Below are 22,055 nucleotides of genomic sequence, written 5' to 3'. Positions count from 1 at the left end.
TAAATCGCCGCTTAATTTTGTCGGGTTATGTTTGGCTTAGCCAATATCTAAATTGACTTGGAAGTTGTCCAGTCCAACGCTTAAAAGAACGCCTAAAGTTATTGCTATCGGCAAACTTAAGTTGTTGTGCCACCTCTAGATTACTCTCGCCGCTAATCGCCAATAGATAAATAGCATTATGTAAATTAGCCTGATCTTGAAGCTGTTGAAAGCTAATGTTGAAAGGCTTTAAGCGGCGTTTTAGGGTGGCAGGGCTTAACGCAAGCTTGGCGGCGATGTCAGGCAAAGTGTAGCTTTTAGACTGCTCTCTAGTCAGTAAATGGCTAATCATTCCCGGTAAGCCGCAGCTGTACTGCGCTTGCTTTTGCTGCTGCTCAGCTTTTAACTCTGCTAATTTAAAGCCTTGTTGATCGGCCATGTTGAAAGGTTGGTTATCGACCGATAAGTCATAGCTCACGACACATATCGGTTGAGCAAAGCTGAGTTTTTCTCCCAAATATTTATGGTACTGATCAATATGTTTTGGTTGTGAAAAAGGCAGGCTGAAATGCCCTTGCCAAGGCTGACCAGATAAGCGTTTGTAGGTGGAAACCAAACTAGAGAGGCTGAGCTCTATAAAGAATTGCTGCTGACGAGAGGCACCAATATCTAATTGTAAAATAAGGTGCTGTTGTTTTGTTGTTTGCCAGCGGAAGCCTTGTAACCAAGGTTGTGTCTGCCAATGATATTGCTGCCAAAAACTTAGCAATTGATTTAGGTTACTGCTGCATAACAAACCATTGGTAAGGTTACCACTTTGGCTGGGTAACCATTGCTGCCCGAGTAAAAACGCAAGATCGTCACCGGGCCATAAATCTAGCGCATTATCGATTAACTGACTCAGTTGTATTGGGTTGATTTTGTGGTTTAGCGTGCGAATATCTTGCTCGAAAATACCTGTGCCGGTTAGTAGCTGATGGATGCTTAAATGTCTGTATTCAAAAAGCGTTATCAGACTCGCGACGAGTAATGAGCTGTCGATACATTTATCTTGAGCGTAAGCGACCTGTTGCACTTAGCTAACCTTAACCATAGTTCTAGCTAGCTTCACTTTTTCCATTTCAGTGTTGAGGAGCTCGATGAGCTGGTTTGCATCCATTTTTGGGCTAGATTGATTGCTTTGGTACTGAATAACGGCGCAACTGGCCTGGCAGTTTAACGCTTTGATTGCTTGCTGGAGTTCTGTGGCCATTGAATAGCTAAATGCCTCTGAGGCCTGGGGCAGTAACACAATAAAACTATCGCCAGCGTAACGGCAAACCAGATCTTGCGAGCGTAGCTGAGTCGCAAGCAGCTGAGCGATATTCGTCAGCAATATATCGCCCTCTTTAAAGCCTTGTTGTTGGTTGATATCGGCAAAATTGTCGATATCTAACATGAGCAAACCTAGGTTATTGTTGCGCTTTATATGCAGGCTTAACTGATGCCTGATAGCTCGGGAATCATATATTTTTGTCACTCGATCAACTAATTGGTGCTGGCGAAAAAACTGCTCTCGAGTACGTAGTTGTTCATTAACTGTTTTTTGCTCTTCACGCCAAAGCCATAGCCCAAGAGTTAAGGTGAGTAACCCTATTGGAGTGGGGAGCTTTTCAACCCAGCTAAACCAACCCGGTAAGCTGTTATTGATAAAAAACTCATCTAACAAATCCATATAGCAGCCTAGGCTATAGCCAATGAGGCCAATAATAAGTAGCCGAGTGACATGACCATCAGGGCGAGCTTGCAGCACCATAATGAGCCAACTCAAGCCAAGTATTAATAGTGAACCCTCAGTAGCGATATCAAAAATATCAATACTGGCTTGGGGTTTTAGCTGTGCTTGCATCAAACAAACGCTCAACAATAGGCTAAAGGTGATTGTTAGCGCTAATGCCGCGCGATAGATATTAACCCTACCCATAGTGCTCTCCTTGGTACCGCCTATTGCGGTTAAAAATCTGTATTGTTGCAATAGGATGAACACGCTACGTGGTTTTGATGACGAATTGATGATACCTGTGCAGGCAAATTAGCTCAGCCGATGTACAACTTTGGTTGGAATAAAATTTGAGGATATGCGGAACGATTAAAGGTCAACGACAGTGGTAGCTAGCTTTGTCTAGCAAAAACAAGTGTTTAACTTGGTTTCAATGGGAGGTTCCACGAGTGTTTTATTGAGGGGAAATGAGTAAGCCTTGGCAGGTAATTTAGCTCACCAATAGAAATAAAGACTCTTAAGTCATTGATTTTATGTGTGGTTAACTTTTTGCGTCATGTAAATGTCATCTATCTATTCTAGTTTTGCCTGCAAATCACCTTTAGCAGAATAGGAACTACAACCATGAAGCAGCCTGGCTCGCTTTCACCGCTTTATCTTGCACTGTTCGCCTCTAGCTTATGTATACCTAACACTTCGTGGGCTGGCCGAGTCGAAGGCTCAATTAAAGATATCACCACGCAGATCCCGTTAGAGGGAGCGATGATCAGCATTGAAGAACTGAATCTGAAACAAGAGTCGAACCGAGATGGCCGCTTTTTCTTTCAAGAAGTACCAGAAGGCAGTTATACCCTAATTGCACAATATCTAGGTGGCGAAACATATCGAGAGCAGATCCAGGTGGGAGAAATTAGCCTCACACAAACGGATATAGAGCTAAGTGGAGATGGTGTTGAACATATTCAGGTCATAGGTCAGCGTGGCGCATTAAGTAAGTCATTAAACCGACAGCGCGCTGCTGACAACTTGGTCAGCGTGTTAAGCGCCGATGCGTTGGGGAACTTCCCTGACACGAATATCAGTGAAGCCTTGCAGCGAGTTCCTGGGGTGTCGATTGAGCGTGACCAAGGTGAAGGCCGCTTTGTGCGTGTGCGTGGTATGGCGCCAGACTATAACTCAGTGTCGATGAACGGCACGCGTTTACCATCACCAGATAGTGACCGCCGCGCGGTTGCCTTAGATGTTGTGCCAGCAGATTTACTTCAATCGGTGGAGGTGACTAAGACCTTAACCCCAGATATGGATGCCGACTCGCTTGGTGGCGCGATTGAAGTGAAAAGCTTATCGGCATTTGACCGTGATGAAAGGTACGTTAATGTCAGTGCTGAGGGCAGTTATGATGCTATGACCGAAAGTACCAACCCTAAGCTAGCAGCTAGCTTTAGCGATATTTACCAAGACAAATTCGGTGTGGCTATTGCGGCAAGTTGGTACGACAGGGGTTTTGGCTCAGACAATGTGGAAACGGGCGGCAAGTGGAGTTTTGATGAGCCGGCACGTTTAGAAGAAGTTGAGCAAAGAGATTACGACATTAACCGCGAGCGCGTCGGGATTGGCGCAAACTTCGATTTTCGTCCCAACGATAATAATGACCTCTATTTACGCACCCTCTATAGCAGCTTTGTTGACACAGAAACCCGTAACTCTAATGAGATTAAATGGGACGAAGCCACGTTACCTGATGTACTGGGCCCAGCAGAGGCGACTCGTTCATTAAAGTCTCGAGAAGAGGACCAGTCGATAGTGTCGCTAGTGTTTGGTGGTGAGTCTCGTTTAGAACAGTGGACCCTGAACTACCAAGCTAGCTGGAGTCGTGCTCAAGCGGATAAGCCAATGTATATCGGTAAAGCTGACTTTGAAGCGGGCTTTGATGAGGTGGGCTATCAAGATTCTCAAGTGCCAATGATTAATGCCAGTGAGGCCTTTTATAGTGCTGACGAATACCAACTGGCCAAGATTGAAATAGCCGATTCAAGTACGGTCGATAGCATGGTGGCTGCTAAATTTGATGCGAGCAAAACCTTGTTACTTGCCGAACGCCCATTAGAGGTTAAGTTTGGCGCTAAATACAGTGGCCGTGAAAAAACTAACCGCGAAGATGTATGGATATACAAAGATTTTGATGAGCTAGGCTTTACTGAGCAGCAACTGAGTATGGTGGCGTTTGCAGGTAGTGAGCCTGATTACAATCTAGGTCGCTTTGGGCCATCAATTAATGCTGATGCTGTATGGGACCTAGTTCATGGCTTAGATAGCGATGCTGCCATTGATAATATTGAGTCACAAATTAACGACTTTGATATCGATGAAGATATTGCCGCGGCCTATGTAATGGGTCACATCGATATCGATAACCTCCGCATTTTGGCTGGTGTGCGTTTTGAGCACACCGGCATGTATTCCAAAGGTACCGGCTTTGATGAAAGCCAAGATGATTTCTTTGCCACGACTTACGACAGAGACTACCAACACTGGTTGCCGGGTTTGCACCTTAACTATAAATGGGGTGATAAAACGGTTGTAAGAGCCTCGTGGAACAACACCATTGTTAGACCGACATTTGGCCAACTAGCACCGGGCTATCTAATCGAGCAAAACGATAACGAGCTTGAGGCGGCATTCGGTAACCCTGATCTTGAAGCACTGGAGTCAATGAACTGGGACCTGAGTCTTGAGCACTACATGGGGGGCTTAGGTGTGGTCTCTGTAAGTGGTTTCTACAAAGACATTAGCAACTTTATCTATGAAGCCGACTTAGGTGGTTACGGTAAATACCAAGACTTTGATAAAGCAGAAACTTTCGTCAATGGTGACGATGCCAACATCCTTGGGATGGAGCTGGCTTATGTGCAAGAGTTTGGCTTTATGCCCGAGGGCTGGCGTGGACTGATTTTCACCACCAATTTAACGTTAAGTGATTCAACGGCCGAAATTGACTGGCAAGACGATGGCACTAAAACTCGCGACATTCCGCTGCCAAGTCAATCAGAAGTCTCAGCTAATGCTTCATTTGGATATGAAAACCCCTATGTCAGCTTTCGATTCTCAGCCTCTTATAAGTCTGAATATTTGCTAGAAGTTGCCGAGCTTGATGATGCCGCGTTTGATATCTATCAAGATGCACACACCCAGTATGACTTTGTTGCTAAAGGCTTTATCACTGAAGACTTTACTGTGTATTTCAAAGCAATAAACCTCAGCGATGAGCCTTTCTATGCCTATACCGGGCAAAACCGTTACAACGCGCAGTATGAAGAATACGGTCGCACTTTCCAGCTGGGTATCCAGTACATTAACTTTTAAGGACCCCGCTAATGACTTTTAAACATGTTCTAACTCAATCGGCACTAGGATTAACCCTGTTAAGTTCGGCGCTAATTACTGCCCAAGCCCAAACTGCTGAAGTTATAAAGCCTAGCCCTGCTGGTGGCAGTGAAGTGGCAAAATGGCAAGGCCACTGGTTATACGCCAGCGAGCAACAAGGGCTATTACTTGCCGATAAAACAGCGCTTAAAACTGCGGTACCAGGGCAATTTGAATATTTAGCTGTGCATAATAATATCGCCTTAACTTACGATACTCAGGTCGACCAAGTACAAGGTATTAAGCTTGATATCAATAATATGCAGCGATTGCCGCTGTTACCAAAGCGCAGCTTTCAAGTTGAATGGCTTTGCTTACAGCCGCGTGTTGCAGATGGCAATCTCTATGCTTGGATAGGAGACGAAGCTGGCCGTGCAGAGCAATGGTTAATAACCAGTAATGAGCAGTGGCAACCGCAGTTGGTTCGTACTATGTCAGTAGTAATGGGGGCGCTAAAATGCCGCGTTGACACTAATGAGCAGCTCTATGTTATCGACAACGGCCAAGGCTTATGGCGCTATGCCGCAGCGCCTCATAGCCCTGATGAATCTGCATTAGTTGTCAGCTTGCCCGACAACTCACTCACAGGATTGGCAATGGTTGCAGACCAACCTGTGATGCTTGATGAGTCAGGCCTGATCTATAATAGCCAAGGCCAAGTTGTAAACTCGCCCTTTACTCAAAACTTAGCCTTAGAGAGTCTGTATATCGCAGATGATCAAGCAAAGGCATATTCAGATGAGGACGGCCACTTTTACCTAGGCCTGTTTGATCAAGCGCAGTTACAAGGCTCACATCAAGTGGGGGCGCCAAGTAAAGACATTATTAAAGAAATACCAACAGCAGTTGAAAGTGCCATCTCTGATAGAGCGGGCGATACCATGGATGATCCGGCTATTTGGATCCATCCTACAGCACCAGAAAAAAGCCGGGTGCTTGGTACTAATAAGCGCTGGGGGTTATTGAGCTTTAATATGCAGGGCGAGCAAGTGCAAGCCTTGGGTGTGGGCCGAGTAAATAATGTCGATATTCGCCAAGGCGTTAATTTAGGTGGCAAGCTTAGAGATATTGCAGTGGCAAGCAATCGAGACCGTAATAGCTTGAGTTTGTTTGAGTTAAATGCCGAGGGCGTGCTCACTCAACTAGCGGAGCAGGCTACGCCGTTAACCGATATATACGGCCTATGTTTATATCAACCACAAGCTGATGAGCTGTATGCCTTTGTTAATAATAAGGCTGGAGAAGTCAGTCAAATGGCACTTCGCTGGCAAGGCAATCAATTAACGGCAACCGAAGTTCGCCGCCTCACAGTGCCGAGTCAGCCAGAAGGTTGTGTGGCCGACGACAAGCAGCAGCGGTTATTTCTTGGTGAAGAAAATCGCGGTATTTGGCTATTTGATCTCACTACCGATACCTCTATCAGCCATCCGCAAATTAACGGTGAAATGATTATTCAAGAAGGCGGGACATTGGTGGCAGATATTGAGGGCGTTGCCTTATATCAAACCGACGATGATGATTACTTAGTTGTTTCTAGCCAAGGTAACGACAGCTATTTGCTGTACCAAAGCCAGGCTCCTTATGAGTATGTCGGTCGTTTGCGCATTGGCGTTAATGCTGCGGCAGGGTTCGATGGTAGCGCTGAAACCGATGGCTTAGACGTGACGTCAAGGGCCGTTGGCAGTGGTAAATGGGCTCAGGGGATGATGGTTGTACAAGATGGGCGTAATCGATTGCCAGATCAAAACCAAAATTTTAAATGGGTACCTTGGAGCGAAATTAGCCAGACTTTAAACTTGCAGTAATGTAAAAAAAGCAAGGCAGAATAACTCTGCCTTGCTTTTGAGAGCTCAGGTAGCGCTCCTGCTAAGGCCTTGTAAAACTCATTATTTCATCCACTTCATTGTCAGCATCTTCATCAACACTCAAAGTGAGTACATCGTCTGTGACGCTTAAGAACAACCCAAGGCTGGGATCCTGTGTAAAATCAGTTAAGCCTGTATCGCCGTTAGCATCAAAAGTGATCTCGATAGTCAGCTTATTGGTGTCAGAGTTAACACTGTAACTCCCCCACTCCATTCCAGAATCTTCATCTTGATCGCTATAGTCGACTTCGGCGTGGACGTAAGTACCGTCGGCATAAAATACCAACATAAGCAGATCATTTTCATCTGGCTCACCATCAATATCTCTGATTAACCAAGGACCTAGCTCTGCAGAGGTCGGGATAGCTTCAAAGATGAGAGTTTCATCGACAGTGCCATCGGCATCTTCATCAACTTCAAGGTTTAGCTGACCATCAATAATGGCGGCAAATAGCTGTGGGTCGCCAGTTTCTTTGCCAAAATCATTAAGACCGATATCACCATTTTCATCAAAATCTTGGCCAGCATAAACTCGATTTGTCTCATAATCGCGCTCGTAGGTTCCCCATTCCATTCCGGCATCGACTAATGAGCCAGCGTCCTCTACTTCGAATAACACATAGGTACCATTATTAAAGAAGGTAATACTTAATAAGTCCGTTTCACTATTAGTAATTGACCAGCTACCGACAATACCAAGCTGGATTTGGTTTTCTGTGAGTTGTTCTGCGAGATGAGCCAGCGCGGCTTCTTCGGTGATTAGCTCTGAAGTTGCTGTATTTTGACCGCCATTTTCAATGGTGGCCTTAACGGCATCGTTTGCTGCAAATTCAGCTGGGGGCAAATTGAAATCGACGGGCTCGGCAGTATCTATCGCAGTTTGAGTAATCGTAATGCCGTTATTAGGGTCGCCGTCCTGATCTAAGGTTTGCAGTAGCCTTGCCATATTGATGACTGCGCTGTTGGTGACATCCTCAGTATTGGCGATATTTAGTGGTGTCACGATTCCCTGAGCTTCAGTCGCAGGAAATTCAAGGTCGCCGATAAAGAAGGTAACCGTTTCTCCCTCTGCATAGCTATATTTCCCCTCGGCATCCGTCACGCCAGAGAGGGTTTCTGTTTTATAGCCAATCCCTTCTACAGGACTATCAAGAAAGACGCCCGATTTCGGTGTTGGAGTCGATGTTGTTGGGGGAGTTATTGCTGGTGTCTCAGGTTCTATCTCGATTGGATCGTCATCATCACTGCAGGCGGTTAAAGAGCTAATGATTATAAGAGACGATAAAATACTAACTTTAAAAGTTGGGCAGGCCTTAATAAACATGTGAATTCCTTTTACTGTCCAAGTAATTAGACGACTCTCATTCTTTACTAGCCATGGAAATCGTCGCTCCATTTATACAACTACTATAAAAATATGAAAATTAATGCAGTAAAAAAGTCGATTCAAAAAATTTCAAAAAATTTCAAAATAAAGTGAATATCTACAAAGAAAAGGATCAATGGCTTAGTGTTAACCAATCGGTATTGTGATTAAATAAACTACGGTTTTGCTCAAGTTTTTAAGGATGGTAACTGTGCGCATTCTGATACTGATATTTTGCTTTTTTACTTTAATGGCATGCGATAGCGGCTCAAAATCTATGGCTTTAGGCAGCCTTGAGCGTCAGCGCATTGCATTGACTGCAACCACCAATGAAGTTGTGGTTTCTTTGCCTGTGGCGCAAGGGAGTGTGGTGACTAAGGGCACTGTGCTGGTGCAACTCGATGATACGCAGCAAAGAGCTCATGTGGCTAAGGCATTAGCCGATGTCGCTCAGGCAACGGCTAACTATGAGAAATTAGTAAAAGGTGCCCGTGAAGAAGAGATTGCCGCAGCTAGAGCTAAAGTTTCAGGCGCAAAAGCCACTTTACAAGAAAGTGAAGCCAATTATAGGCGTATTGCTAGCATGGCTAAAGACAACCTCGCCAGTAAAGCCAATCTCGACCGAGCCTTGGCTAATCGTGATTCCGGTATTGCCAGTCTGGAAAGTGCGCAAGAGCAATTACGAGAGCTGGTGGCTGGATCGCGTGAAGAGGATATACGTTTTGCGCTGGCTAATCTCGATGCTACGGAAGCTGTGTTGCTGGGAGAGCAGAACAAGCTCGATGACTTAACCATTCGGGCCACACGAGATGGCATTCTCGATAACTTACCCTGGAACCTCGGCGAGCGCGTTACCCAAGGTAGCCCGTTAGCTGTGGTGTTAGCAGGCAAGGCCCCCTTTGCCAGGGTCTATGTGCCAGAGCCATATCGTGTAAAGGTAAGTATTGGCGATGAGCTACTGGTTCATGTCGATGGTATCGATAGTCCCATTAAGGGCAAAGTGCGCTGGATTTCCAATGAGCCAGCCTTCACACCTTATTATGCGCTTAATCAAGAAGAGCGCTCACGGCTGATGTATCTAGCCGAGGTACAACTGCCCGACAGCTCAGCATCATTGCCCAGTGGTGTGCCTGCACAGGTAGAGATGCCATGAGTCAGCAGGTCATCAAAAACACCCCGTCGGTCATCCAGAGTAATAATCCGGTCATCAAAACTAAAGGGTTATGCCGTCATTTTGGTAGCTTAAAGGCAATCGAGGATCTCGACTTTGAGGTTGAAAAAGGCCAAATTTACGGCTTTCTTGGCCCTAATGGCTGCGGTAAAACGACTGCTATTCGCATGCTTACCGGTCTACTATTACCAACCTCCGGTGAGATTGAGATCCTAGGGCTTAAACTGCCCCGCGATGCTGAAAAGCTGCGCCTTAAAATTGGCTACATGACCCAAAAATTCTCTTTGTATGATGATTTAACCGTAAAAGAGAACCTTAAATTTATTGCCAAAATTTACGGCCTATCTGCTGCAGAGCAAGCCGCACGGATCAAAGAGTTGTTGGATACCTATGGCTTAGAGCAAAAGGCCAACCAGCTTGCCGGTAGTATGAGTGGCGGCCAGAAACAGCGTCTAGGCTTGGCGGCGGCCACCATGCATAAACCTGAGTTACTGTTTTTAGATGAGCCGACTTCGGCAGTCGATCCTGAAAACCGTCGTGACTTTTGGGAGAAGTTATTCGATCTGTGCGAGCAGGGCACCACTATTTTAGTTTCGACCCACTATATGGATGAAGCAGAGCGTTGCCATAAGCTGGCAATACTGGAAGCTGGGGTGAAGCGTGCCGATGGTTCGCCCGATGAGCTGATGCAAAACATGGGCGCGCAGGTCGTAGAGATCGAATCTACAAGTCTAAGGCGTCTCAAGCAAGAATTGCTGGCGCTTCCCGAGGTCATTAGCGCCGCTCAGCTTGGCTCCCGCTTACGAGTTTTAGTCAAAAGCAGTTGTCATGATCCCATAGGCTTTCTGAGCCAAAATCCGTTACTGACAAGTGATGCGCTCACCTTAGTGCGACCTAGCCTAGAAGATGTGTTTGTTACTTGCACGGGGAAGGGACGCCAATGAAGATGCTTTATCGATTACAGGCGATAGTCGTGAAGGAGCTGACTCAGCTTAAACGTGACCGAATGACCTTTGGCATGGTGATTATGATCCCGCTTATCCAGTTGATGCTATTTGGCTTTGCTATTAATACCAATATTCGAGATATCCCCGTTGGCGTGGTTGACCAAAGCCAAACGGCTTTAAGCCGGGTGTTGATCCAAACCGTAACGGCGACTCAAGTTGTAGAATTTACCGAGCATTTTTTTGATGTTGAAACAGCTCAGGCCGCAATTGCCCGCGGTGAGGTGCGTGCGGTATTGGTAATCCCGCACGATGTTAGTCAGCGTCTCGTTCGTCATAAAACTGTGGGATTAGGCACGCCGCCGTCCAGTGATGAGGAAACTAGCCGCCCTGTGGCGCAGTGGATTGTGGATGGCTCCGATACCATGGTGGCCGCGGCAATCAAGGGCTTACGCGCCATGCCGCTAACTGAGCTACTAGGCTTACCTGCAAACCGCATGACACCTACTTTCGAAGTCGCGTTATTTTACAACCCGGAGCAGCGCACCGCGGTGAATATTGTGCCCGGGCTGGTGGGCGTGATCCTCACGATGACCATGATTATGTTTACATCGGCAGCCATAGTGCGTGAGCGTGAGCGCGGTAACTTAGAGATGCTGATCACTACTCCAATTCGCCCCATAGAATTGATGCTGGGTAAAATTATCCCCTATATGTTTATCGGTATCGTGCAGGTGATTATTATTCTTGGATTGGGCTATAGCGTTTTTAACGTGCCGATTAATGGCAGTTTGTTGCAGTTAGCCGGGGCGACCTTATTGTTTATTATGGCGAGTCTTACTTTGGGCTTAGTGATCTCGACCATAGCTAAAAGTCAGCTGCAATCGATGCAGATGACCATTTTTGTGCTGCTACCATCGATTTTGTTATCGGGCTTTATGTTTCCCTACGAGGGCATGCCGATAGAGGCGCAGTATATTGCTGAGGCGTTACCCGCGACTCATTTTATGCGCTTGATCCGCGGTGTAGTGCTGCGTGATGTTGATATTATTGATATGACCTATGACGTTACTTGGCTGGCGATATTTACGGTGATCGGGCTTGTGGTAGCATCAATGCGATTTAAAAAGAACCTTGGTTAACACAAACTTTATTTACAAAGGAGTGAGTTAATATTTAACTTTTGTGCTTAATAGCGGATGTTTTATGCATTTTTGTGAATGGCGGGTTATTTTTAGGTTGTGTTTGATGTTATTTGAAAATCGGAAATTTAAGATCTTAACCGTATATCATATTGTATTTTAAAGGCGTTAATATTCGTTTTTAAATTGAGGCGTAATGCAATCGTACTTATAAAAAATTAAGCCGCGTCATTGATAGTGGATCTGCTTTGCTAATGAGCCGCGGCCGAATATTTGAATCGTTAGCCATCTAGTTGTAGCCCAGAATGTAACTGGGAGTCTCTTCTTCGCGCTCCTCTGCTTGGGCATGCTCCTCCTTGATATCGGATTCGTCATCGGTCACTTTACATAGAGCGAAGTCACTACGGTTAAAGTTGCTTTGGTTATAGGTATTAAAAAAGTACTTTTCCATATAATTATCCATTAATTAGCTAGCCTGTTTAATTATGTATAGTTTAAAAAAACAACTTTGATCGCCTAAAAATAAAATTTATTTACTATTAATTTTATTTTTAGAACTCTGGGTTAAAATTTAAATGAACGTTTTAAATTTTGGATAAAAATGAGATTTCTAACAGTTTTATTTTTTGCGGTATTACTCAGTGCCTGTTCTAGTGCACCTTCTCAGCCTGTTTCCGCGGGTAAGGCTACCTCGCTGTCGAATACCGCTGAGGCAAAAAGCCAATTAATACAAGTGCATCAGGAATGGAAGGGGGTTCCCTATCGTTTAGGTGGTATGAGTAAAGGTGGTATCGATTGTTCGGGTTTTGTATTGATGACCTTTAAAAGCCGCTTTGGCGTGCAACTGCCAAGAACCACGGCGCAGCAAAAAGAGCTGGGTAAGAGCGTCAGCAAGAGCCAACTACGGGCCGGTGATCTGGTATTTTTTAAAACCGGCTGGAGTACCCGGCATGTGGGGATTTATATCTCAGACTCACAATTCTTACATGCATCGACTAGCCAAGGGGTGATGATTTCTAGCCTAAATAATAGCTATTGGAAACAAAAATACTGGTTATCGAGAAGGCTGTAAATGAGAGACTCAAAGTGCCTGCTTTGGCGAGCACTTTGAGCTAGGCTGATTGATGATCAGCATTGGGCTTACTAGAACACCAGAAAGAGTCGCTGGTGATTAGAAGCGTCGACCAACAGATAGCAGCACTTGATCCCAATTTAAGAAACCGTACTCGATAAACACGTTCCACTCATCTTTAGGGCCAAAATCGTACACCATACTGACCGACATATTGTGGCTTTCTGAGCTCACTAAATGCACGTCATAGTCGATATTTAGCGCACCGAGAGCGGTTTTAAACTCATAATTACCACCGATTTTTTGGTTGATCATTTGGTAGTTATAACCGACTAAGAAAGCCAGTTTATCACCGCCAACATCATATCTTTGCCCCATACGGATAGAGCCGATATAGGTTTGAATCGTACTGTCGGTAGTGGTGGTCCACGAGTTGGTAAATGCGGCTACACCGGTAAAGATAAACGGATGCATGCCAGGGATCACCTCGGCTTGTCCCGCAAGCACCGCACCTAACCCCACGTTGTACGCTGTGTACTCGATAGGAATCGGCAGCACCATGTTGAGGCCATTGCTAGTGACGCTGCCGTTAATCATAACTTCGGCATTACTCAGATCGGCGAGAATATCTTTATGCCCCTTGGTGTAACCAGCAAGGCCATAGATATTAAGAAACGGTAACACCCAAGCATCGGCTCTAAGTTGAATACTTTCATCTTCACCAGTAATGATCACGTCATCGGCGGGGATCACCACATTGGCATTAAGCTTGTTAAACAAACCGCTACCCGTTAGGCCAAGATTGAAGTTGTCCTTAGCATCGTAAGCAACAGATTGTTTGTTGTAATAAAGATTAAGGCCAACTGGGATTGGTAGCTCATAACCTAACTCGCGTGCTTTATCGCCCCAAATAGGTAAATGGCTCCAATGAGCAGGCTGTTTACGCTCAATATCAGTGGTGTCGCTACTATTGTCAGCCCATGCATTTAGGCTGATAGCTGCAAGTAGCATCACAATCACAAGGTGTTTGTTCATTTATGTTTTTCTCAGAATATTAATTAAAAGGCTTCGGTAAAAGTCAGGTAAAACCCGCTGTCGCCATCGCTAAACCCAAGGTCAACGCGCACGTTCATTCTTGGTTGTAATTCATAGCGGTAACCGACGCCGTAGCTATATAAAAACTTTTGGTAAAGGTGAGTGTCGGTGCCGGCAATAGAGCCAACACCCGCCCACAAGGTCATACCGTGAGCCGACAATTCGCCGTTATGGCGTAAAAAGGTATGGCGATACTCAATCGTGTGCTCAATCGCTTCACTGTCGCGGTAACGACCTTGATAGAGACCACGTAGTGATGCTTGGCCGCCTAGAGTAGGCAAGTCATAGTAAGGTACATCGCCGTCACTCCATTGGTAGGCGTTGTAAAAGGCTAATACCTTGCCTAATCCCAGCGGTAAGTAATATCTATGGTCGATAAGTGCTTTTTGGTAGCGATTATCGCTGCCAAAACTTGGGTTGTAGTTGATGTACTCCAGGTTAAGGAATTGGCCTTTCCACGCGTTAACTGCGACATCGCGACTGTCGTAGCTGATCGAAAAGCCTAAACCAATAGATAAGGGCTGATCTTTGTATTGCTGGAAGTTTTCATCATCAATAGCACTTTGTGGCAAGCTAGCTTGATCAGGTTCAAAGTAGTTTAGTCGCAGTGCAGGGCCAAAATAGAAACCATAGTCGCTCTTAAAATCTAAGTTTGCATGGTAGCTAAGCGAGGTTTTGTTCAATAATGTGTCGTCAGATGCAGCCTGCTTTTTACCTGCGTCATAACCCACCCCCCAAAAGTTTTCACTTTGGTCGGCTAATACAAATAGGCCGTTGTAACGAATATCATCGTTATCAAAAAACAGGTTCTGTTTCGAGCGGATGCTATAACCCACATCGCCGTCGCCTTTATTGACGATGCCAAACAAAGACACACTTGAACGTTGCAGCTGAGCTTGCTCGCGCTCTGTTTTAAAGGAATACAGGCCACCAAGCGCCATCATCATACCGTTTTCAGGAGTGAACGCTGGGCCACCTAATATATCGAACATGGCTAGGCCGTTTTTGTCGATATGGTTGCGCTTGGCATACTCAAGATCCGTGATGGCTTTACCTAGTTCATCACAAGCTTTTTCGGTACTACAATCGTCTTCTTTGATGTCGAGAGAGTCGATAGCATTATCGTAGGCTTGGCTGCGCTCTTCGGCTTGTTGTTGGCTACTGAAGAATGGCTGCTCGCTGCTCTTTGTTGGCAAAGTTTGCTGAATTTGCTCGGCGTAGATAAGGTGAGAAAAAAGCATAGTTGCTAACGCTAAACTAACGCGCAATAAGCCCGGAGTGCTGTTCAAAGATTGTCCCTCGACATGGTATGAATTCTGCTGAATTCGAGTAGGCGCAAGAGTACGGTAGAATTTGTCGAAAACAAGTGTTGCCACAGGCTGTCATATCAAAAAAATTGCGACCTATATCTCGTTTGCGGCAAATGTATTCGATAGTGTCTGTATTTTGAGCGCAGGGGGCGTGAGGGCTAGTGCATAACCAATAAATCATCGGCGCGCAGTTTTTGTGTTTAACGCCAGATTTATCGGGTCTAATTCGTTAACTTTGTGCTACTTTAACGCCACGCTATAGAGACGCTAACGTTCACGATAAACTTGTAAACAAGCAGTTTATCCATGATCAGATTGAGGAACAGACAATGAGCAAAGCTAGAATCGGTATTGTGACAGTAAGTGATAGAGCCAGTGCAGGTGTATATGAAGATCTCTCAGGCAAGGCAATTATCGATGTACTGAATGAATACCTGACTTCTGAGTGGGAGCCTATCTATGAGGTGATCCCCGACGAGCAGGATGTGATTTCTGCAACCTTGATTAAGATGGCCGATGAGCAAAATTGTAGCCTTATCGTGACCACAGGTGGTACAGGTCCTGCTAAGCGTGATGTGACCCCAGAAGCGACTGAAGCGGTATGTGACCGCATGATGCCAGGTTTCGGTGAGCTGATGCGTGCTGAATCATTGAAGTTTGTGCCAACGGCAATTCTATCGCGCCAAACCGCAGGCCTACGTGGTGACTCACTTATCGTTAACTTACCAGGCAAGCCTAAGTCTATTCGTGAATGTTTAGATGCTGTGTTCCCTGCTATCCCATACTGCATCGACCTAATGGACGGGCCGTTCCTAGAATGTGACGAATCGGTGATCAAGCCTTTCCGTCCTAAAGCTAAGTAAGCTCAAGTTAGATTCGATAGATAAAGAGCGTGTCTCGATGCGCTCTTTCTATTTGCTCAGAGCTCTTCGCTACAATCCCTACTGTATTGACCTAATGAATGGTTCGTTCCTAGCGTAAATTTCGATGGGATTTGATTACCTCAGTAGTCCCCCACAAACCTGAAAATGGTAGCTGTCCAAGTTGTTCGCACGAGTGCGCAACTAACTGTAAACCTCTATTTCACATCTTTTCACAAACTTTTAGCCTGATCGGTTGTTTTTACACCATGGGCTGGCGTGAAATTGTAATACCCTGTTTGAGTTGCGCCTATGCGCGAAATCATAAGGAGTTGTGGAAGATGGGCGTATTCGCTTCGTGGAGTATTAAACGTAAGTTAATGGCTGTCATGCTCGTTTTTGGGTTAACAGGTGCGGTCATCCTTACCGATGTTGTGCTCAGTACTACAAAGGTCGAACAGCGGTTTAACGAATATGATCAAGCTGGGGTTAATAGCCATCAGTTTCTGCTGTCTATTAATCGTGATATGAATTACGTGTCGCGTTTGTCTCGCAGCATCATGCTAGGTGATGATTTCAATAAGAACTTCAATCTACTTGAAACCCGGATCCAAGATATTTACCGCCATTTTGAACATTTAGAAACCGCTTTAAATAAAATGAGCAGCAATGCTGACAGACAAGCATTGGGTCAATTGGCTAGAAACTCTAAACAAGCAACACAGGCGTTCCTTGAAGATGGTCGGACTCGCATGTTGCAACTAAGGACTGTTGAGCGTACGCCTGAGGTTTTGCAGTTCGCATGGCAGGAGTACCGCAAAGGGGCAAGCCCATTTGCGAATGAGGCCAGAAACACGTTTAAACTGTTAGCTGAATCAGTCGAGAAAGCGCGTGATCAGATACAAGTTGCAGCGCTAACGTCGATGGAAAATATGCGATTGCAATTGATTAGCTTTACGTTGGGGTCTTTTGGGCTGGCTAGTATTGTATTGTTTTTTGTTTCTCGCACCATTCTAAATTCGGTTAATACTATGCAGCAGTCAATTACTTCGATTGAGGCTGACTCGGATCTCACTCGCCGAATTCAAATCACTTCTCAAGATGAGTTGGGGCAGCTATCTCACTCATTTAATTTAATGCTAGATAAGTTTCAGGGTAGCTTACAGGGCGTAGCTGAAACCTCGACTTCGCTAGCTGATTCTTCCAGTGGTATGGCTTCGATAGCGGCCGATGCGGCAAATTCAGTACAAACTCAACGTGATGAACTTGAGATGGTGGCTACTGCGATGAATGAGATGACGGCGACCGTGGTTGAAGTGGCTAAAAATGCCAATGATGCTGCTGATGCTGCAGTGCAAACAGATGGTCAGACTCAAGCTGGCTTAGCCGTAGTTAATAGCACGGTTGAGGCTATTGAGAACTTGGCTGTGGGGATTGAACGCGCGTCAAAAGTCGTGCAAGACTTAGAACAAAACAGTCATCAAATAGGTTCTATTTTGGATGTGATTAAAGGCATTGCCGAGCAAACTAATCTTTTAGCGCTCAATGCTGCGATTGAGGCGGCACGAGCAGGTGAGCAAGGTCGAGGCTTTGCAGTAGTTGCCGATGAAGTGAGAACCTTGGCCAGCCGCACTCAAGAGTCGACAGAAGAAATTCAAACCATGATTGAGAAGCTACAAGGAGGAGCAAAGCTTGCAGCGAACGCGATGTCTGATAGTCGTCAATATGTTGATGATAGCGTAAGCCATGCTCGCGGCGCGGGTGAGGCACTGCAAAGCATTGTCACTGCGATTGCAACTATTACCGATATGAATACTCAAATTGCCACGGCAGCTGAGGAACAAAGTACAGTCTCTGAAGAGATTAACGCTAATATCGTTAATATCAGTCATGCTGCAGAGCAAACAGCCAATGGTACGAATATTAGTTCTAAGGAAAGTGAAAACTTAGCTGTTATGGCTAAGCGTCTATCGGTATTGGTGCAAGAATTTAAAATCTAGTCATTATCGTTAAATGAGGCTCTCGTGATTGCGAGCCTCAATGCTTGCAAGGAGGACAACTCTGCCAACAGTGTTCAGCCTCCTTTACGTGCAATAAGATAAGCACTGTATCCAGTCATCAAAAACAGGCTTGGAATCGCGATAAGATGGCCAAACAGGTTAGGTTCAGTGCTGAAGTTTAACCAAAATAACATCCCCCAGCTTGGCGTCAAGTAGCTGATACTTAATAATTTATAGCTTATTTGCTTATCGAGAGGTGGAGTGCTGCTTAACTCAGTTATTTTCACGTTAGTATTCCCCTTGATATCTCTATTCATAACTACGCTCCTGCGACAACGGCTGCCAACTGAATTCAGTATAAAAACTAGACAAATGGGTTTTAAGTGTCATTATTGACAAAATAAAGGTGAAAAGTGACAGTGGCGCTAAAGGGAGGTGTTTATGAAGCGAATAGTAGTACTTGCGGCCGACAACGCTGTGGCTGGGGGCATTTTGAGTTTTATGGATGTATTCAGCTTCAGCAATACCTACTGGAAAGTCACTCATCCCGATGCCGATGAGGTGCTATTTGAGTGTGCGATAATTTCGCCGGATGGTGAGCCGATAAAGAGCGACCATAATATGCTGCTACCGGTTATTGCCCATGATGAAGCTGAACATTACCTTAGTCATGCCGACGCCATAGTCGTCGCCTCGGCGGCCATCACTAATCGTAAGCAACTTAACGCCTACCTCGATGATTTTCAGCCTCATATAGCGACCCTAAAAAAGTTTGCACAGACCAATAAACCGATAGCGGCCTATTGTTCGGGTACCCTAATGTTGGCGGCTTCTGGATTGCTTGACGATAAGAAGGCTACCTGCGTATGGTGGCTAGCCGAGTTATTTAGGCGCAGCTTTCCTAGGGTCGACTTATGTAGCGAGCATGTGGTCATGAATGACGGTCAGTACTATACGGCTGGAGCCACCAGTGCTAACTTGAGTTTGGCATTGCAGCTGGTACAGAAACTGGCGGGGGAACAAATTGCGATGCAGATGGCTAAGGTATTGCTCATCGATCCGAATCGAACCTCGCAGCAAGCTTTCATGACCTTAGATGCCGAGCCGCAACATAAAGATGAGTTAGTGACGCGTATTCAAGACTGGATGCAATTACATCTTAAGCATCATTTGCAGTTAGATGATATTGCGGACAAATTTGCCTTAGGCAAGCGCACTTTAATCCGCCGCTTTAAGAAGGCAATCAATGAAACTCCTGCCAGTTATATACAGCGGCTTAGGGTCGATGAGGCTAAGCGGTTATTAGAAACCACTGAACTGGCTATCGAGCAGATAGTGGAACAGGTTGGCTATGAGGATGTGAGCTCTTTTAGAAAGCTATTTATACAAACCACTAGCTTGTCGCCTCGAGCCTATCGGCAAAAATTTAATACCCATGACTGCTGTTGATGGCAGCTTTTGTAGAACAGCGATCGAGTCGCTTAAGTCATCAACCTATGGGTAAAAACAGTTTCGCTAGTTTAGTTTGTAGTCGTTGTTTACATTGCTTTTTTACAGCGAGTTAATCGTTGATTTTAGATCGTAGCTGCCATCAGTCACTATTTTCTCTAGCACTTCCACCCGTTGCTCTAAATGACGGTTTTGCTTACGTAACAACTCAAGTTCATTGTTGGTGATTTCTGAACTGGTAATTTTGCGTGACTTTAAATAGTGCTTAAACGCTTCGCCAGCTGTAGCGATAGCTACGATAGCGACAATTAACACAATCATAGGGATATCCATGGTGGTACTCCTTATTTAGTTATTTATGTCCTTTATCTGTGTCTTTCAGTTTTGAGTTTTCACTCGATTAGCATACTTATCTACGGCCTTGCCTGTGGTTGCCCAAACCATCACGCCACCCCAAGCTATAAATGAAAGCCCAGCCGGAATACAGGCGAGTAAAATCAGTTTAAAGTGCTTGCGGTTAAATATCAGTGCCAGCATGGCAGGCAGAAACCAGAGGAAGAGTACTCCAATGGCTAATAACACCATAAAAGCGAAGTTTTCTTGGGCTAAAATATTATCAATAAATTCCATATCTATTTCCTTATTCCTTAAAGGCTGATTTAAATTAGTGAGGACTTAACGCTATAGCGTTAAGCCCTTTGGCTTTTGGTTAATAATGGTTACAAACCAAACACAATCTTCTCGCTCTTCAGCGATTTTTGCATGCCAATGGCTAGAGCAAGAGCAATTGCCAGTGTTGCCGCTGAGGATACGGCTAACTGTGTCAGTGGTAGTTCGCGGCCTTTAATAAACTCAATCAGTGCCTGAAGTTGGCCCGATACCGGTAGCCATTGAATCGTCTCAGGTGCGATGTTGTAGCTGGCGGCCATGGCTAACATCATAGGCACCATTAACACGATAGTGATGTACGACTGGGCTTCCTTAAAGCTCTTAGCCATAAAGGAGACAAACAGCTGCAAACACGCCGCCATAATGGCAACTGGCGCCCCCACAATCAGCATCATTACAATAAAGCTAGTATTAACGCTAACGGCAAAACCAAGCTCTTGCCAAGGTACAAAGGCATAAGCAAATTTGGAGACGATTAGCGTTAGCACCAGTCCTACCATGGCAAAAATGGTTACCGCGGTGACTTTAGCAATAACAATCTCCCAAGTAGAAACTGGATGACTCAGTAGCAGCGCTAACGAATTACGCTCGCGCTCACCGGCGCTGGTATCTATGGCTAGGTTCATACCTGAGATAAACACCGCATAGATCATGGTCATGGTTGCTAGGCCTAATATCATCCCAGCTCTAGAGTCTGGGGTAGCTTCATCTTCAACATTGAGCTTCAACGGTTGCATTACACGTGGGTCGATACCACGAGCAATTAGGCGTAGGCTACCCATCTCTGAGCTGTATTCCCGTAGGCTCTTTTCGAGGCGACGAATTGAGACCTGTAGCTTCTCATCAGAGGCATCGGCAATCAGGGTCACTTCGGCGCTGAGCCCCTTAGCCATATTGGCAGCATAGTCTTGGCTAATAATGAGTTGGATTGCCTTGGTGTCTTCGCTATCGCCTTGGGAAATACCGCGGCTAGACAGATACTTCACCAGATCTGGTGCGCCATTAGAGTTTTCAATTTTAATATTGAGATCTTCGGGGCTGGTTAGCTTGCCGATCAGTAGAAAGAACATGCCACACATCAGCAGTGGAGCGCCCATAGCGTAGTAGAGACCTGCCATCACAGAGCGTTTATCACGAGCGGCGTCGATCAGCTCCTTGCGGATCATCGAAATTATTTTATTACTCATTTTGAAATCCTTTTATCGCCAGTATTAGGCTGCGATGCCTTCGTCAGTACCAATTAGTTGAATAAAGGCGTCTTCCAGAGAAGCTTTACCAGTTTGCTGACAGAGTGCATCAGGGCTACCAACGGCGACCACTCGGCCCTCGGCCATCACAATAACCTGATCGCACAAGGCGGCTACTTCTTGCATTACGTGGCTTGAAAACAACACGCAATGGCCTTGGTTTTTAAGATCTCGCAAGATGTCACGTAACACCCGGGTGCTCATTACATCTAGGCCGCGAGTGGGTTCATCGAGAATGATATTGGTCGGCTGGTGGACAATCGCTTGTGCCAATGCCGTTTTCATTCTCTGCCCCTGAGAGAAGCCTTTGCACTGTCTATCGGCAATATCGGCTAGGTGTAATCGTTCAATGACATTACTGGTTGCCAGCTTGGCCTCTTTGCGTGATAAACCGTTTAGCTCGGCAAAGTAGCTAATATATTCCCGCGGTGTTAGGCGCTCGTACAGGCCAAATGGGTCGGGAAACAAGCCTAATTGCTGCTTAGCAGCAACCGGGGATTTGGCGATATCTATGCCATCAATTTCGGCAATGCCGTTATCGGGTTTTAGTAGACCAAATACGGTACGTAAACAGGTGGTTTTACCGGCGCCATTGGGACCGAGCAGGCCAGTGATTTGGCCATCCAGGGCTGAAAAGCTTAAATCGTTTAGCGCCTGCACATCTCCGATGCGTTTCGATAAATTTGATACTTGTATCATGGTGG

The 22,055-nt window shown here is 45.5% G+C and carries 20 protein-coding genes; 9 read left to right on the top strand and 11 right to left on the bottom strand.

Annotated elements, in window-relative coordinates; genetic code table 11:
* Window positions 1-25: 25 nt before the first annotated feature.
* Together K5Q73_RS06520 and K5Q73_RS06515 are read right to left on the bottom strand one after the other, a co-directional pair.
* On the bottom strand, window positions 26-1,054 hold the full coding sequence (locus K5Q73_RS06520) for an AraC family transcriptional regulator (RefSeq protein ID WP_220765612.1): 1,029 nt from the start codon (window positions 1,052-1,054) through the stop codon (window positions 26-28).
* Window positions 1,055-1,942, bottom strand: a complete 888-nt coding sequence (locus K5Q73_RS06515) for a diguanylate cyclase domain-containing protein (RefSeq protein ID WP_220765611.1) — start codon at window positions 1,940-1,942, stop codon at window positions 1,055-1,057.
* Window positions 1,943-2,362: 420 nt separating this feature from the next.
* On the opposite strand from K5Q73_RS06515, the gene K5Q73_RS06510 reads away from it, so the two are divergent.
* Together K5Q73_RS06510 and K5Q73_RS06505 are read left to right on the top strand one after the other, a co-directional pair.
* A complete protein-coding gene (locus tag K5Q73_RS06510) occupies window positions 2,363-5,101 on the top strand; it encodes a TonB-dependent receptor (RefSeq protein ID WP_220765610.1) in 2,739 nt (912 codons plus the stop codon).
* An 11-nt stretch (window positions 5,102-5,112) separates the two neighbouring features.
* Window positions 5,113-6,966: a phytase gene (locus K5Q73_RS06505; protein WP_220765609.1), complete on the top strand. Its 1,854-nt coding sequence runs from the start codon at window positions 5,113-5,115 to the stop codon at window positions 6,964-6,966.
* Window positions 6,967-7,027: 61 nt separating this feature from the next.
* Here K5Q73_RS06505 and K5Q73_RS06500 read toward each other — a convergent pair whose 3' ends face one another.
* Entirely contained in the window at window positions 7,028-8,350 is a 1,323-nt protein-coding gene (locus K5Q73_RS06500) for a hypothetical protein (RefSeq protein ID WP_220765608.1), read from the bottom strand.
* A 244-nt stretch (window positions 8,351-8,594) separates the two neighbouring features.
* On the opposite strand from K5Q73_RS06500, the gene K5Q73_RS06495 reads away from it, so the two are divergent.
* Genes K5Q73_RS06495 through K5Q73_RS06485 form a run of 3 tightly spaced genes read left to right on the top strand, consistent with a single transcriptional unit; the run spans window position 8,595 to window position 11,649 of the window.
* Entirely contained in the window at window positions 8,595-9,545 is a 951-nt protein-coding gene (locus K5Q73_RS06495) for an HlyD family secretion protein (protein ID WP_220765607.1), read from the top strand.
* Window positions 9,542-10,507: an ABC transporter ATP-binding protein gene (locus K5Q73_RS06490; RefSeq protein ID WP_220765606.1), complete on the top strand. Its 966-nt coding sequence runs from the start codon at window positions 9,542-9,544 to the stop codon at window positions 10,505-10,507. The genes K5Q73_RS06495 and K5Q73_RS06490 overlap by 4 nt, the downstream gene beginning before the upstream one ends.
* Entirely contained in the window at window positions 10,504-11,649 is a 1,146-nt protein-coding gene (locus K5Q73_RS06485) for an ABC transporter permease (RefSeq protein ID WP_220765605.1), read from the top strand. The genes K5Q73_RS06490 and K5Q73_RS06485 overlap by 4 nt, the downstream gene beginning before the upstream one ends.
* A gap of 289 nt (window positions 11,650-11,938) precedes the next feature.
* On the opposite strand, the gene K5Q73_RS06480 is transcribed toward K5Q73_RS06485, so the two are convergent.
* Complete coding sequence (locus K5Q73_RS06480; protein WP_220765604.1) at window positions 11,939-12,100, bottom strand: hypothetical protein; 162 nt, start codon at window positions 12,098-12,100, stop codon at window positions 11,939-11,941.
* A 150-nt stretch (window positions 12,101-12,250) separates the two neighbouring features.
* Between K5Q73_RS06480 and K5Q73_RS06475 the strand changes: the two genes are divergently transcribed.
* On the top strand, window positions 12,251-12,721 hold the full coding sequence (locus K5Q73_RS06475) for an NlpC/P60 family protein (RefSeq protein ID WP_220762148.1): 471 nt from the start codon (window positions 12,251-12,253) through the stop codon (window positions 12,719-12,721).
* A gap of 99 nt (window positions 12,722-12,820) precedes the next feature.
* Here K5Q73_RS06475 and K5Q73_RS06470 read toward each other — a convergent pair whose 3' ends face one another.
* Entirely contained in the window at window positions 12,821-13,756 is a 936-nt protein-coding gene (locus K5Q73_RS06470; protein ID WP_220762150.1) for a hypothetical protein, read from the bottom strand.
* A gap of 23 nt (window positions 13,757-13,779) precedes the next feature.
* Window positions 13,780-15,057, bottom strand: a complete 1,278-nt coding sequence (locus tag K5Q73_RS06465) for a BamA/TamA family outer membrane protein (RefSeq protein WP_220762420.1) — start codon at window positions 15,055-15,057, stop codon at window positions 13,780-13,782.
* 398 nt (window positions 15,058-15,455) lie between these two features.
* On the opposite strand from K5Q73_RS06465, the gene mog reads away from it, so the two are divergent.
* Window positions 15,456-15,989: a molybdopterin adenylyltransferase gene (gene mog / locus K5Q73_RS06460; protein ID WP_012275189.1), complete on the top strand. Its 534-nt coding sequence runs from the start codon at window positions 15,456-15,458 to the stop codon at window positions 15,987-15,989.
* 338 nt (window positions 15,990-16,327) lie between these two features.
* Window positions 16,328-17,986 (top strand): methyl-accepting chemotaxis protein, encoded by a 1,659-nt coding sequence (locus K5Q73_RS06455; RefSeq protein ID WP_220762151.1) that lies wholly within the window; start codon window positions 16,328-16,330, stop codon window positions 17,984-17,986.
* A 74-nt stretch (window positions 17,987-18,060) separates the two neighbouring features.
* Here the strand turns inward: K5Q73_RS06455 and K5Q73_RS06450 are convergent, their stop codons facing one another.
* A complete protein-coding gene (locus K5Q73_RS06450) occupies window positions 18,061-18,303 on the bottom strand; it encodes a hypothetical protein (RefSeq protein ID WP_220762437.1) in 243 nt (80 codons plus the stop codon).
* 124 nt (window positions 18,304-18,427) lie between these two features.
* On the opposite strand from K5Q73_RS06450, the gene K5Q73_RS06445 reads away from it, so the two are divergent.
* Window positions 18,428-19,435, top strand: a complete 1,008-nt coding sequence (locus tag K5Q73_RS06445) for a GlxA family transcriptional regulator (RefSeq protein ID WP_220762153.1) — start codon at window positions 18,428-18,430, stop codon at window positions 19,433-19,435.
* A gap of 102 nt (window positions 19,436-19,537) precedes the next feature.
* On the opposite strand, the gene K5Q73_RS06440 is transcribed toward K5Q73_RS06445, so the two are convergent.
* From K5Q73_RS06440 to K5Q73_RS06425, 4 genes are all read right to left on the bottom strand, one after another.
* Window positions 19,538-19,768 carry a hypothetical protein gene (locus tag K5Q73_RS06440; RefSeq protein ID WP_220762155.1) on the bottom strand — a complete coding sequence of 77 codons (231 nt, stop codon included), beginning with the start codon at window positions 19,766-19,768 and terminating at the stop codon, window positions 19,538-19,540.
* A gap of 45 nt (window positions 19,769-19,813) precedes the next feature.
* Window positions 19,814-20,065, bottom strand: coding sequence for a superinfection immunity protein (locus tag K5Q73_RS06435; RefSeq protein WP_220762156.1), 252 nt, complete (start codon window positions 20,063-20,065; stop codon window positions 19,814-19,816).
* Window positions 20,066-20,154: 89 nt separating this feature from the next.
* Window positions 20,155-21,291, bottom strand: coding sequence for an ABC transporter permease (locus K5Q73_RS06430; RefSeq protein WP_220762158.1), 1,137 nt, complete (start codon window positions 21,289-21,291; stop codon window positions 20,155-20,157).
* Between the two features lie 24 nt (window positions 21,292-21,315).
* On the bottom strand, window positions 21,316-22,050 hold the full coding sequence (locus K5Q73_RS06425; protein WP_220762160.1) for an ATP-binding cassette domain-containing protein: 735 nt from the start codon (window positions 22,048-22,050) through the stop codon (window positions 21,316-21,318).
* Window positions 22,051-22,055: the final 5 nt, after the last annotated feature.

The sequence above is a fragment of the Shewanella sp. MBTL60-112-B2 genome, assembly GCF_019655055.1.
Classification (GTDB): Bacteria; Pseudomonadota; Gammaproteobacteria; order Enterobacterales; family Shewanellaceae; genus Shewanella.
This window is presented reverse-complemented; position numbering and strand designations above follow the sequence as displayed.